Genomic DNA, 12,764 nt, shown 5'->3' with positions numbered 1-12,764 from the left:
TTTTACGCAGATTTAAGCAGATTTTATTTTTGATATTTTGTCATAAAAAATCTGTGTTAATCTGCTTGATCTGTTTAAAATCTGCGTGCAATTTACACTCAGATTATAAATTTAGTTTTTAGAAAATTTCCCTTCAAAAGTTTTAAATCTATTATCCAAATCTTTGATTAATTGCTTTTTAACCGCTTCATCCTGAATAAAACTGTAATTAATACTGTTGTAAACGTATTGTTTTATAGTCGCGTATGAAACATCAGGATATCTTTTTGTTAATAAAACATATTGTTCCGTCATATTGGTTCTTAAAATTCCGGCATCATCGGTACTGATTACAATTGGTACATTAAATTCTTTGTAAAGTGTAAACGGATGACGGCTATCTTTTACCTTCAAAATAAACTCATTACTAACTAAATTAATCTCAATTGGAATATTGTTTTTTGCCATGTAACGTAATAAATCATATGAATTTGCTTCGTATGCAATATCAACTCCGTGACCAATTCTGTTTGCTCCGGCAATATGAATCGCATCGTTAATATGCCAGGTTAAATCTTCTGGAAGAACCAAACCTAAAGTTAATTCGCCCGCGTGAAGTGTGTATTTTACGCCTGGAAATTTTGAGTGGCAATATTTAAAACATGACCATATGTAGCCAATAATCTTTCATAGAATTTTCACCGTGTTCCGGTGAAACGATGTTTACGCCCGCAACCAATTTGCTGTCGTTGGCAGAGATAAATGCAATCGTCAGATTCTTAAATAAATCAACAGGATCCATAAAACGAAGTACAAAATTTTGATAACGCATGGTAAAACGCTCATCATCAATTTTTAAGTCTTTATGAAGTTTTGCTATAAAATTAGTATTGAAATCTGTTGCATATTTTTTAGCGTCTTTTTTCTGAAGTGATTTATACAAATCGTCTAAAAGTTTTAGAACTGCTTTTTCATCTTTTTGAGATGAAGCCTGACGCAATTTCGAATTAAAATCAGATAAATCAGCTACATTCATATCGCACGGAATCGTTGATAACTGTGTTTCGATATAACTTACATTTTCTGCAAGGGCGCGTTTTTTTAATTCGAGCATTCCTTCGGCAAAATGACCTTGTATAGTTGGTTCAAATTTTTGAAAAGAGTCAAAAAACTGATCATCAGAAGGCACAGAACCATTATAATCTTTAACCGACCAGGTTTGCATTACTTGCTGTTCGTAAAAAGCCAGTTTGCCTTCGTTTTTAAGGGAGGAGAAAGTGTGCCAATTCCCAATTTCAGGTTTTGTTTTTGAAACTGCCATCGTTTCTATATTCAGATAAAAATCTTCTGCAATAGCTCTTTCCAAAAGAGGTTCTGCATAAATTGATCCCGAAAAATGATGGTGTAAATCGCCGCCTTTAGGCATTTGCTGAAAAAAAGCTGTTAAGAGAGCTTCGTTATTTCTGATTTTTTCTAAATAATTTTCAGCCGATTGAGAAAAGCCGATTTGCGCTATGAAAAAAAGAAAAGTGTAATTATCCTTGACATACTCTAAGTTTAAATTACATGCAAATGTAAGAGTTTCGGAGGAGATTAAAAAATTTGATTTAGGATGCGGGTTTAAGGTTGCGAATTTAACCGCAGAGATCACAAAGTTTTTTCGCAAAGTTCACAAAGTTTATTGTGGAGTGTTTGTAGAAAAGTTGGCAAAGTTCACTAAGCTTTGCGCCATTTTTGTCATCTTGACGGAGGAGAGATCACACTAGTAGCTCGACAAAGATTGGTGATTTAGATTACGGAGTTTCGAGTGTGATCTCTCCTCCGTCGAGATGAGATGTAAGACGTTATAAAATGCGAAAGACGCACTGCTGTGCGTCTCTACAATAATATTCGTTAGAAAAACCTCTGAACCTTTGTACCTCTGTAACTTTGAACCTTAAGAAAACAACACATCACGAATTTCCTCAACCTTATCAAAAACGCTTTTAGCAAAAGGACAAAGCGGAATAATTTTTAAATTATTGGCTCGGGCATATTCTACAGCGGCCATAACAAGTTTTTTACCAACGCCTTTTCCATTAAATTCTTCACTTACTTCCGTATGATCGATGATAAATTTTGAATCTCCAGCCCAAGTATACGTCACTTTTCCGGCTTCTTTTCCGTCTTCTACAGCTTCAAAATAGCCTCTTCTTGTATCGTTAATTTGTTGAATTTCCATGGTAATTATATTAATGTGGTTTTAATTTCGATTGAATGTGTAAGTGTTTTATGAATTGGGCAACTATTTGCTATTGTTTCCAATCTTTGTCTTTGTGTTTGGTCGACTTCGCCAATTACTTCAATTTTTCGAGTAAATAAAGATACATTTCGATCAGAATCTCTTTCAAAATCAATTTTGACATTTATTTCAGATACATCCCATTCTTTACGATTGATGTACATTCGCAAAGTAATTACGGTGCACGAAGCCAATGAGGCAGCCAAAAGTTCTGTTGGATTTAAGCCTAAGTTCTTCCCGCCCAATATTTGAGGTTCATCAGAAATTAAAATATTTCCACTGGCAGATGTTACTTCCGTTCGATACAAACGCGTATCAATTTGTGCAGATATAGTATCCATATTATTTGATTTTAGGTTCTGGTAAAGGCACAAATTCAGTTTCGCCCGGAACTTTTGGAAAAGTTTGTTCTCTCCAGTCTTGTTTGGCTTTTTCGATTAGGTTTTTATCCGAAGAAACAAAATTCCAAAAGATAAAATGTTCTTCAGGAAATGGTGTTCCGCCAAAAATATAAACAGTAGTATTTTCTGCTAATTCAAACTCACATAAAGTGCTATCGCTTGTAATTAAAATTTGTTTTGGCTCATAGACATGTTCTCCGCTTTTAATGCTTCCTTCCAAAATATACAAGCCGCTTTCGCCAAATAAATCTTTGCCAATATTTATTTTTTTAGCCTCTGTACTTTTAATTTCAATAAAATATAACGGACTATAAACAGGAACAGGCGATTTTTTTCCAAAGGCTTCTCCGGCAATTAATTTGTATGAAACGCCATCTTCTTCCCAACTCGGAATCTCATCGGCTTCTATATGGGCAAAATTCGGATCCATTTGTTCTAATTCTTTTGGCAAAGCAACCCAAATTTGTAAACCGTGAAGCATTTTATCCGAATGTCTTAAATATTCCGGTGTTCTTTCAGAATGTACGATTCCTTTTCCGGCTGTCATCCAGTTTACGGCGCCCGGTTTTATTTCTAATTCTGTTGCTAAACTATCGCGGTGCATAATACTTCCTTCAAACAAAAATGTCAATGTAGAAAGCCCAATGTGCGGATGCGGAGGAACATCCATATTTTCATGATCACTTAAATGTGCCGGTCCCATATGATCGATAAATACAAATGGCCCAACGGCTCTTTTTTCACGGAACGGCAATAATCTGCCTACCATAAAATTGCCAATACTGGCAGAACGTTCTTCGATAATTAAACTGATATTTGACATGGTATTTGTTTTAGTTGAAAGCAAAATTACAGTTGTAGTCACAATCTGCAACTTAATTTAGATTAAGAAACTTGTTTTTGAATTATAAAAGTAAGGAAAATCATTTATTAAGTTTTTAGGAGTTTATTAAATTTTGATTTATCCTTGAAAGTCTCGGAGAGAGGAAATGTTTATAGAAAAAATAAATGACAAAGTTACATTAAAAACCCCATCGGGGTGAAATAACTGTAGTCTGATATCGCTCCGCTGGAGCTTTCTGCTAAAATGTTATTGTTTACTATAAATATTATACTCCGCTGGAGTAAGATTGACTAATTGAAATTATTCAACTAATTCAAACTCCAATGCTTCACTTTCAGTTCCGTTAATAATAATAGACAATTGATGCATTCCTGTATGGAAAACCCTCGTTGTAATCAGTTTAAAAGATTGATTTCTCTCAACTTTGGTTAATTGATTGGGCTGATAAATTTTCTCACTGATTTTAAAGACTTTTTTTGCCAAATGTCCTTTTGATTTTTTGTAATGAACGGCGTATTCCAAACGAATTGTTTTGGCCTCGTTATTTTTATTATTTAAGTGAAATTGAAACTGCAGATAATCTCCAACTTTCACAATTGGCGTTTTGATTTCAAAGTTAGAAAGTTCAATATTTGTGCTTTCTAAACCATAATGGCTCAGAATTTCAGGATGACCTTGTTTTAATAAAGTTCTGCAGCCGTGTTTGATAATCGCGTCGGTTTCTTTGCTTAAACCGCGCCATTTCTTAGCAATTTCTAATACAATTTCAGGATTATCTTTTACAATATCATTTAAGTTATTGGCAACACTTCGGCGTACATATTCTGACGGATCATTTTTAAGATTTTCTAAAATTGGCAGAATAGAAGCAGGGTCTTTTTTCAGAAACGGAATCGCCATTGCCCACGGTAATCTTGGACGGCTTCCTTCACTTGCCAAACGTCGCACATGATGATTTTTATGAAATGACCATTTTACCATTTCGTCTATCATTTTTTCCTGATATTTTAAAATAAAAGGGCGAACGGCAAATTCGCAGCTTATAAATTGTGTGATAGATACTAAGGCTTTTGCCGAAGTTTTAAAGTCGTCTAAACCGTAAGTTTCTATATAATCAGCAAAAAAGATGAACGCCAGATTTCCGTCGGTAAAATTATTTTTCTTTAAATTTTCGATGATTTTATCAATTAGAGAAACCGCTTCAGGGAAATTTTGAGGCATGAATTGATGCAAAACAACTGTAGTATGTTTCATGCGTTCTTTCCATTCCTTTTGGGCAAAATTGTTTTCGTAAATGGCTTCGATGAATTTTTGTTTATCGAATGTTGAATGTACTTCGGCAACGGCCTGACCAAATTTTTCGTAAAAAGTAACGGAGTAAATATCTTTTATTAATCCCATGATTTTGTTTGAATGAACTTCAAAGATATTTAATGTTTTTTGTTTTGAAACATTAAGTTTTTATTTTTTGAACCATTAAAAGATTAAGAAAAATTAAGCTTTATCCTTAATGAAACTCAATATCCTAATGGTGGAAAAAAGAAGTATTTATTGTGTTAATTTTTTTTCGAAGAGTCTAAATTTTCAAATCCACAAAATATGTTCTACTTTAGCATCTTATAAAAAATTAATAAAAAATGATTAGCGATATACAATTTCAAACGGAATTACAATTATTAATTAGCAACGCAATTCGCGAAGATGTTGGTACAGGAGATTATAGCTCATTGGCCTGTATTCCTGAAACGGCACATGGTCAGGCTAAATTATTAGTAAAAGATCAGGGAATTATTGCCGGTGTTGCAATTGCTAAAATGATTTTTGAATTTGTAGATCCAAAATTAAAAGTGAAGACTTTTATTGAAGATGGAACGCATGTGGAATATGGTGATGTGGTTTTTGAAGTTTCGGGAAGTTCGCAATCGATTTTAAAAGCTGAAAGAGTTGTTTTGAATACCATGCAGCGTATGTCTGCAATTGCCACAAAAACAAGTCAGTACGCAAAACTTTTAGAAGGTACCGGCGCAAAAATATTAGATACCCGAAAAACGACACCAAATTTTAGGGTTGCAGAAAAATGGGCAGTAAAAATTGGAGGCGGAGAAAACCACCGTTTTGCGCTTTATGATATGATAATGCTAAAAGACAATCATATTGATTTTGCAGGCGGAATTACGCTTGCAATTAAGAAAACAAAAGAATATTTGAAGACCAATAATTTAGATCTGAAAATTATCGTTGAAGCTAGAAATTTAGACGAAATTCGTGAGATTTTATTAAGCGACGGTGTTCATAGAATTCTAATTGACAATTTTAATTATGAAGATACTAAAACAGCTGTAAGTTTAATTGGTAATAAATGCCAAACAGAATCTTCAGGAAATATCAATGAAAAAACAATTCGTGAATATGCTTTATGCGGTGTAAATTATATATCGTCCGGAGCATTAACACATTCTGTTTACAACATGGATTTGAGTCTTAAAGCTTTCTAATGAAGTTATGAGTTTTGAATTATAAGTTATGAGTGAGGTTTGCAATCTAAAACCTGAACTCTAAAATTAAAATCATAAATATGTCCCAAGAGATAGAAGCCCGGATTGAAAAAGTTCCTGTATTGCGTTCTGTAGTAAGGCTTTTAAAGCAGATAAAATTACCGTGGTTAGAAGGCTTTTCTTTATACGATTTGCTCGAAATGTATACTTTAGGTATTCTTGAGGGTGCATTTTCGTATCATGCGAGTGCCGTTTCGTTTAGCTTTTTTATGGCGTTATTTCCTTTTGCACTGTTTATTTTGAACTTAATTCCATTTATTCCAATTGATAATTTTCAGGCAGATTTTTTGTTATTTGTGCAGCAAAGTGTTCCGCCAAATACCTACGATGCTATTAATAAAATTATCAGTGATATTTTAAATAATAGTCACTCTGGTTTATTATCGTCAGGATTTTTACTTTCTATTTTTTTAATGGCAAATGGTGTAAACGGAATTTTAAGTGGTTTTGAATCGTCCAAACATGTTTTTGATAAACGCGGTTTTTTTAGTCAATATTTAGTGGCTTTGGCGATTTCACTTGTAATGACCATTATATTATTTGTAACCGTGGCTACAATTGTTGTTTTTGAGGTCTTTATTCAAAAAACAATTATTCAGGATGTGTTAAGTGATAACATTCCGCTGATTATTTTAGGGCGATATGCGTTTGTTTTGGTAATGATTTTGGTAACGTCTTCAATATTATTACGTTACGGTACAAGACAATACAATAAAGTGCCTTTTATTAGTATTGGGTCAGTTTTTACAACGGTCTTAATTGTTATATCTTCGTTCTTTTTTGGGATTTGGGTTATAAAATTCTCAAAATACAACGAACTTTATGGTTCTATTGGCACATTATTAATTCTAATGTTTTATATTTGGATAAACTGTATGATTCTGCTTTTAGGGTTTGAATTGAATGCTACTATCAGAAAATTAAAACAAAAAAAATAAATAGTATGAAAAATTGGATGTTAACAATTGGATTGTGTTTTCTAACCTTAGGCACAATTCAAGGCCAAAGTGTCATTGGAAAATGGAAAACAATTGATGATGCGACTGGAGAAGCTAAGTCAGTAGTAGAGATTTATGAAAAATCTGGAAAAATTTATGGTAAAGTAGCAGATATACTTCGTGCCGATCATAAAAAAGATATATGTGTCAAATGTGAAGGTGCAGATAAAAACAAACCTATTTTAGGAATGGTGATCATTAACGGACTTAAAAAAGATGGTTCTGAATATAGCGGAGGAACAATTCTGGATCCTACAAACGGAAAAAAATACAAATGTTATATTGAACTTGAATCTGCCGATAAACTAAAACTTCGCGGTTATGTTGGGATTTCTATCATGGGAAGAACCCAATACTGGACGAGAGTAAAAAATTAATTTTATAATTAAAATGCGAAAATTAGCATCAATAATTTTATTCTTAGTTGCGCTGTCAAACAGTTTTGGACAATCTAAGAATTCACCATTACAAATAAGTCATCTTACAGGTGACTTTTATGTTTATAGGACCTTTCATGATTATAACGGAACTATGATTTCTGCGAACGCAATGTATCTTGTTACAGATAAAGGAGTTGTGCTGTTTGATGCACCATGGGATAAATCGCAATTTCAACCTTTGTTAGACACTATTAAGGCAAAGCATAATAAAGAAGTAATTATGTGTTTTGCAACACATTCTCATGATGACAGAGCGGGAGGTTTAGACTTTTACAGGCAAAAAGGAGTAAAGACTTATTCAGGTAAATTAACTGATAATATTCTTAAAAAGAATAACGAGAAAAGAGCTGAATTTATAGTTCCTAATGATACTATATTTACTGTTGGCCAGCATACTTTTGAGGTATATTATCCGGGAAAAGGTCACGCACCAGATAATATCGTGGTTTGGTTTGATAAAGAAAAAGTACTTTACGGAGCTTGTTTTATAAAAAGTGCAGATGCAAAAGATTTGGGTTATCTGGCTGATTCTGATGTCAAAGAATGGAAAAAATCAATCGAAAAAGTAAAGACGAAATTTAAAAATCCAATCTATATTATTCCGGGTCATGAAGACTGGACAAATACAGAATCGCTGAATCATACTTTGAAATTGGTTGATGAGTATCTTGCTCAGAAATCTTCGGCTAAAAAATAATTTTTAATTCCATAAATATCTACATGTTTTTTGTCGAAGTCGTTCTACCACTTTCTCTAGCCAAAACCTTTACATATCGTATTTCTGAGGCTGAATTTCATTTCATTAAAAAAGGAATAAGAGTCGCGGTGCCTTTTGGTAAAAGTAAAATCTATACGGCATTGGTAATTGATATTCATGAAAATGCTCCGACTTTATATGATGCCAAAGAAATTCATCAAATTTTAGACGAAAAACCTATTGCAACCGAAATTCAGATTAAACACTGGCTTTGGGTGGCGAATTATTATATGTGCGGCATTGGCGATGTGTATCGCGGTGCTTTCCCAAGTGGATTATTGCTGGAAAGTGAAACAATTATTTCGCATAAAACAGATGTTGTTGTAAATCAAAACGAACTTTCTGACGAAGAATTTTTGGTTTATGAAGCCTTGCAGCAACAGAGTTCCTTAAAAGTTCAGGAGATTATTTCAATTTTAAATAAGAAAAATATTTTGCCGGTTCTTCAAAAAATGATGGCCAGGGATATTATTGTTTTAGAAGAAGAAATAAAAGAAAGTTACAAACCAAAATTGATTCGCTATGTAAAATTGCATAGTAAATACGAATCTGATGAAGGTTTGGGACAATTGCTTGAAATATTAAAAAGCGCCAATAAGCAAAAAGAAATTGTTTTGGCTTTTTTCAATTACGTGCTTCAGAGAAGAAACCAATAACAGTAAAGAAACTGGTTGAGATTTCGAAATCTACTTCTGCAGTAATAAAAGCGTTAATTGAAAAAGAAATTTTTGAAGAGTATTTTCTGCAACACGACAGGATTTCTTTTGATGGAAAAGCTTCAGAAAAACAGTTGCAATTAAGCGATGCCCAAGAAGGTGCTTTTACAGCAATTAAAGATAATTTTCTGGAAAAAGAAGTTTGTCTGCTTCATGGTGTAACATCAAGCGGTAAAACAGAAATTTACATCAAATTAATTGAAGAATATCTAGAAACGGGCAGACAGGTTTTGTATTTACTGCCTGAAATTGCGCTTACGACTCAATTAGTTTCTCGTCTTAGACTTCATTTTGGAGACAAAGTGGCGGTTTTTCATTCAAAATACAGCAATAACGAAAGGGTAGAAGTTTGGAAACAAACACTCGAAAATTCTGAAAAAGCACAAATTGTAATAGGAGCAAGATCGGCTTTGTTTTTGCCTTTTACTGATTTGGGTTTATTGATTGTAGATGAAGAGCATGAGCAGACTTTTAAGCAAACAGATCCGGCGCCTCGTTATCATGCGCGGGATGCAGCAATTGTTTTGGCTAATTTTCATCAGGCAAAAGTTCTTTTGGGGTCTGCAACGCCAAGTATTGAAACCTATTTTAATACGCAAACTGCAAAATATGGTTTGGTAACGCTTACAGAACGTTATAACAATGTTCGAATGCCCGAAGTTGTTTTGGTAGATTTAAAAGACAAACACTTTAGAAAAAAGATGACTGGGCATTTTAGCGATCTTTTAATCGAAGAAATAGCCGAAGCTTTGTCATTGGGTGAACAGGTAATTTTATTTCAAAACAGAAGAGGATATTCACCTATTATTGAATGTATGACTTGTGGGCATGTTCCACATTGTCAGCAGTGTGATGTGAGTTTGACTTTTCATAAAAATAAAAATCAATTGCGTTGCCATTATTGCGGTTATTCGATTGCAAAACCAACGCATTGCCATAGTTGTTCGAGTATAGATTTGACAACGAAAGGTTTTGGAACAGAACAAATTGAACAGGAGTTAATTTCTCTTTTTCCGAATGCTAAAACCGGAAGAATGGATCAGGATACAACGCGGGGCAAATATGGTTTTGAAAAAATTATTGATTCCTTTAAAGGCCGCGAAATAGATATTTTGGTAGGGACGCAAATGCTGGCTAAAGGTTTAGACTTTGATAACGTAAGTTTGGTGGGTATCATGAATGCCGATAATATGCTGCATCATCCTGATTTTAGAGCTTTTGAACGCAGTTTTCAAATGATGACACAAGTTGCGGGGAGAGCAGGAAGATCAGAAAAACAGGGTAAAGTCGTGATTCAGACTTATAATCCAAATCATAATACAATACAGCAGGTTACTACGCATAATTATGCAGGTATGTATAAGGAACAATTGTATGATCGTCTGATCTATAGGTATCCTCCTTATTTCAGAATTATAAAGTTAACTTTAAAACATCGGGATTTTGATAAATTAAAGGAAGGTTCTATGTGGTTGTATCAGGTTTTGAGTCAAAATCTAAGTATGCCCGTTTTGGGACCGGAAGAACCTGCAATTAGCAGAATCAGAAATGAATATATCAGGACGATATTAATTAAGATTCCGCAGGAACTACATTTAGGGAACACAAAAAAAACTATTCAGAAGATGTTGAATAGTTTTGAGGCGGTTGCTCAATACAGAGCTATAAAAGTTACTGTAAACGTCGATTTTTATTGATTAAGAAGATGTGGAGAGTGCTTTTACCAAATCTTCTTTTTTGTTTCGGCTTAATGGAATTTTGGTAATTCCAATTTCGGCAAATTTGCTGTTGAAACGTTCTACTTTATCAATATTAATGATATAAGACTTGTGTACCCGGATAAATTTATCTTTAGACAGGTCGTTTTCAAAAGATTTCATTGTTGAAAGAACCAAATTACTATCATCTTCGGTAACAACTCTTACGTAATCTCCAAAAGCTTCAATCCATTTGATTTTGGCTGTAAAAATTTTAAGTTTTTTTAGATTGCTTTTGATAAAAATATGTTCGCCTTCTTCTTCTTTTACCTCTTTTTTAAGTAGATGCATATCAATTGCTCTTTTTACAGAAGCATTGAATCGGTCTACTGCAATAGGTTTTTGCAGATAATCGGTGGCATCATAATCAAAAGCTTTTAGAGCATATTCTGCTTTAGAAGTTATAAATATAATTTGTGGTTTAGTTTTTAATCCGTCCAGAAAATCAAAGCCATTTATAACCGGCATTTCTATATCAAGAAATATTAAGTCTATATTATTTAAGGAGATACAGCTTTTCGCCTCGATTGCGTTCGAAAAGTCACCAATTAAATGCAAGCCTGGGTGATTATTGACTAATTTAGCAATAATTGTCCTCTGTATAGAACTATCATCTACAACAACACAATTTAGTTTCATAACATTTAAATTTATATAAATCAGGATAGCAGTAGTAAATATATTAATTTTTTTAGGAAAAAAACTAAAGTAGATCTTTATTTTTTACTTTACATCGAATAAACGTAAAAAAGAGTTGTTTATTTAAATATAATGATTACTTTTGCACCCAATTTTAACAAATAAATATTGTATTTATGAATCATTATGAAACTGTTTTCATTTTAAATCCCGTTTTATCTGAAGTTCAGGTGAAGGAAACAGTAACGAAATTTGAAGAATTTCTTACTAGTAGAGGAGCTGAAATGGTGTCAAAAGAGGATTGGGGTCTGAAAAAAATGGCTTACGAAATCCAAAACAAAAAAAGTGGTTTTTATCACTTATTCGAATTCAAAGTAGCTGGAGAAGTTCTAATTGCTTTTGAAACTGAATTTAGACGTGACGAAAGAGTTATGCGTTTCTTAACTGTAAGTTTAGACAAACATGCTATTTCATGGGCTGAAAGAAGAAGAGCCAAATTAAAATCTACTAAAGCTTAATTATTATGTCTACAATAGAGCAATCTGCAAAAGGAAAAAAAGACGGAGATATCAGATATTTAACGCCTTTAAACATTGAAACTAACAAAACTAAAAAGTATTGTCGTTTCAAAAAATCAGGAATCAAATATATCGATTATAAAGATGCTGATTTCTTATTGAAATTCGTTAATGAGCAAGGAAAAATTCTTCCTCGTCGTTTAACTGGAACTTCATTAAAATACCAAAGAAAAGTTTCTGTAGCTGTAAAAAGAGCTCGTCACTTAGCTTTAATGCCATACGTGGCCGATTTATTAAAATAATTAAAAACTCTAGTCGCTGGTTTCTGTTATGCAGAACCTAACTTCTAAAATATAAGGACAACAACATGGAACTTATTTTAAAACAAGACGTACAAAACTTAGGATTTAAAGATGATGTAGTATCAGTTAAAGCTGGTTACGGTCGTAACTTTTTAATTCCTCAAGGATTCGCGCATTTAGCTACACCTTCTGCAAAGAAAGTTTTAGCTGAAAACCTAAAACAAAGAGCACACAAAGAAGCTAAAGTTGTTGCTGATGCAAAAGCATTAGCTGAAACTTTAAAAGCTCTTGAAATTAAACTTACTGCAAAAGCTGGTGGAGAGAAACTTTTTGGTTCTATCACAAACATCGATATTGCTGAAGCTTTAGAGAAATCAGGTAATGCTATTGATAGAAAATTCATCACTAGTGGTATCGTAAAACGTACAGGAAAATATTCTGCTAGCATCCGTTTACACAGAGATGTTATCGTTGATTTACCATACGAGATTATCGCTGAAAAATAACATTTTGTTAACTTCTTGTTAATAAAATATAAAAGCCACTCTAACGAGTGGCTTTTTTTGTCTAATTTTGA

The 12,764-nt window shown here is 33.1% G+C and carries 14 protein-coding genes and 1 pseudogene; 8 read left to right on the top strand and 7 right to left on the bottom strand.

From position 1 onward, the window contains the following. Positions 1-111 precede the first annotated feature (111 nt). The 6 genes from ACZZZT_RS18685 to ACZZZT_RS18660 all read right to left on the bottom strand — a co-directional run bounded on the left by ACZZZT_RS18685 (position 112) and on the right by ACZZZT_RS18660 (position 4,906). Positions 112-570: a hypothetical protein gene (locus tag ACZZZT_RS18685; protein WP_463461506.1), complete on the bottom strand. Its 459-nt coding sequence runs from the start codon at positions 568-570 to the stop codon at positions 112-114. A 64-nt stretch (positions 571-634) separates the two neighbouring features. Further along, positions 635-1,405 (bottom strand): hypothetical protein, encoded by a 771-nt coding sequence (locus ACZZZT_RS18680; protein ID WP_463461505.1) that lies wholly within the window; start codon positions 1,403-1,405, stop codon positions 635-637. 510 nt (positions 1,406-1,915) lie between these two features. Then, positions 1,916-2,200, bottom strand: coding sequence for a GNAT family N-acetyltransferase (locus tag ACZZZT_RS18675; RefSeq protein ID WP_463461504.1), 285 nt, complete (start codon positions 2,198-2,200; stop codon positions 1,916-1,918). A gap of 5 nt (positions 2,201-2,205) precedes the next feature. Then, complete coding sequence (locus tag ACZZZT_RS18670) at positions 2,206-2,601, bottom strand: OsmC family protein (protein WP_042564328.1); 396 nt, start codon at positions 2,599-2,601, stop codon at positions 2,206-2,208. Position 2,602: 1 nt separating this feature from the next. Beyond that, positions 2,603-3,484 carry a pirin family protein gene (locus ACZZZT_RS18665; RefSeq protein WP_463461503.1) on the bottom strand — a complete coding sequence of 294 codons (882 nt, stop codon included), beginning with the start codon at positions 3,482-3,484 and terminating at the stop codon, positions 2,603-2,605. A 321-nt stretch (positions 3,485-3,805) separates the two neighbouring features. Further along, on the bottom strand, positions 3,806-4,906 hold the full coding sequence (locus tag ACZZZT_RS18660; RefSeq protein ID WP_463461502.1) for a DNA alkylation repair protein: 1,101 nt from the start codon (positions 4,904-4,906) through the stop codon (positions 3,806-3,808). Positions 4,907-5,142: 236 nt separating this feature from the next. Here ACZZZT_RS18660 and nadC point away from each other — a divergent pair, with 236 nt between their 5' ends. The 5 genes and pseudogenes from nadC to priA all read left to right on the top strand — a co-directional run bounded on the left by nadC (position 5,143) and on the right by priA (position 10,668). Continuing rightward, positions 5,143-6,000 (top strand): carboxylating nicotinate-nucleotide diphosphorylase, encoded by an 858-nt coding sequence (gene nadC, locus ACZZZT_RS18655; protein ID WP_463461501.1) that lies wholly within the window; start codon positions 5,143-5,145, stop codon positions 5,998-6,000. Between the two features lie 80 nt (positions 6,001-6,080). Next, a complete protein-coding gene (locus tag ACZZZT_RS18650) occupies positions 6,081-6,998 on the top strand; it encodes a YihY/virulence factor BrkB family protein (protein ID WP_463461500.1) in 918 nt (305 codons plus the stop codon). A gap of 5 nt (positions 6,999-7,003) precedes the next feature. Next, positions 7,004-7,435, top strand: coding sequence for a DUF2147 domain-containing protein (locus ACZZZT_RS18645; protein WP_042564334.1), 432 nt, complete (start codon positions 7,004-7,006; stop codon positions 7,433-7,435). A 13-nt stretch (positions 7,436-7,448) separates the two neighbouring features. Next, positions 7,449-8,195, top strand: coding sequence for a subclass B1 metallo-beta-lactamase (gene bla-B1-FLAV / locus ACZZZT_RS18640; protein WP_463461499.1), 747 nt, complete (start codon positions 7,449-7,451; stop codon positions 8,193-8,195). Positions 8,196-8,218: 23 nt separating this feature from the next. Next, positions 8,219-10,668, top strand: a pseudogene (gene priA, locus ACZZZT_RS18635) (replication restart helicase PriA). Here the strand turns inward: priA and ACZZZT_RS18630 are convergent. After that, positions 10,669-11,367, bottom strand: a complete 699-nt coding sequence (locus ACZZZT_RS18630; protein WP_042564338.1) for a LytR/AlgR family response regulator transcription factor — start codon at positions 11,365-11,367, stop codon at positions 10,669-10,671. It abuts the pseudogene before it with no gap. 176 nt (positions 11,368-11,543) lie between these two features. Here ACZZZT_RS18630 and rpsF point away from each other — a divergent pair, with 176 nt between their 5' ends. From rpsF to rplI, 3 genes are all read left to right on the top strand, one after another. Continuing rightward, positions 11,544-11,885, top strand: a complete 342-nt coding sequence (gene rpsF, locus ACZZZT_RS18625) for a 30S ribosomal protein S6 (protein ID WP_007810575.1) — start codon at positions 11,544-11,546, stop codon at positions 11,883-11,885. A 5-nt stretch (positions 11,886-11,890) separates the two neighbouring features. After that, on the top strand, positions 11,891-12,187 hold the full coding sequence (gene rpsR, locus ACZZZT_RS18620; protein ID WP_002987043.1) for a 30S ribosomal protein S18: 297 nt from the start codon (positions 11,891-11,893) through the stop codon (positions 12,185-12,187). 65 nt (positions 12,188-12,252) lie between these two features. After that, a complete protein-coding gene (rplI, locus tag ACZZZT_RS18615; protein WP_042564339.1) occupies positions 12,253-12,693 on the top strand; it encodes a 50S ribosomal protein L9 in 441 nt (146 codons plus the stop codon). Positions 12,694-12,764: the final 71 nt, after the last annotated feature.

The organism is Flavobacterium sp. AC274 (assembly GCF_979258275.1).
Note: the sequence above shows the minus strand (reverse complement) of the source record. Positions and strands in the feature narration are given on the sequence as shown.

Coding starts and splice junctions, on each gene's coding strand:
- ACZZZT_RS18675 (WP_463461504.1), bottom strand. CDS start 2,200: ATGGAAATTCAACAAATTAACGATACAAGAAGAGGCTATTTTGAAGCT.
- ACZZZT_RS18660 (WP_463461502.1), bottom strand. CDS start 4,906: ATGGGATTAATAAAAGATATTTACTCCGTTACTTTTTACGAAAAATTT.
- bla-B1-FLAV (WP_463461499.1), top strand. CDS start 7,449: ATGCGAAAATTAGCATCAATAATTTTATTCTTAGTTGCGCTGTCAAAC.
- rpsR (WP_002987043.1), top strand. CDS start 11,891: ATGTCTACAATAGAGCAATCTGCAAAAGGAAAAAAAGACGGAGATATC.
- rplI (WP_042564339.1), top strand. CDS start 12,253: ATGGAACTTATTTTAAAACAAGACGTACAAAACTTAGGATTTAAAGAT.
- ACZZZT_RS18650 (WP_463461500.1), top strand. CDS start 6,081: ATGTCCCAAGAGATAGAAGCCCGGATTGAAAAAGTTCCTGTATTGCGT.
- ACZZZT_RS18665 (WP_463461503.1), bottom strand. CDS start 3,484: ATGTCAAATATCAGTTTAATTATCGAAGAACGTTCTGCCAGTATTGGC.
- ACZZZT_RS18645 (WP_042564334.1), top strand. CDS start 7,004: ATGAAAAATTGGATGTTAACAATTGGATTGTGTTTTCTAACCTTAGGC.
- ACZZZT_RS18630 (WP_042564338.1), bottom strand. CDS start 11,367: ATGAAACTAAATTGTGTTGTTGTAGATGATAGTTCTATACAGAGGACA.
- rpsF (WP_007810575.1), top strand. CDS start 11,544: ATGAATCATTATGAAACTGTTTTCATTTTAAATCCCGTTTTATCTGAA.
- nadC (WP_463461501.1), top strand. CDS start 5,143: ATGATTAGCGATATACAATTTCAAACGGAATTACAATTATTAATTAGC.
- ACZZZT_RS18670 (WP_042564328.1), bottom strand. CDS start 2,601: ATGGATACTATATCTGCACAAATTGATACGCGTTTGTATCGAACGGAA.
- ACZZZT_RS18680 (WP_463461505.1), bottom strand. CDS start 1,405: ATGCCTAAAGGCGGCGATTTACACCATCATTTTTCGGGATCAATTTAT.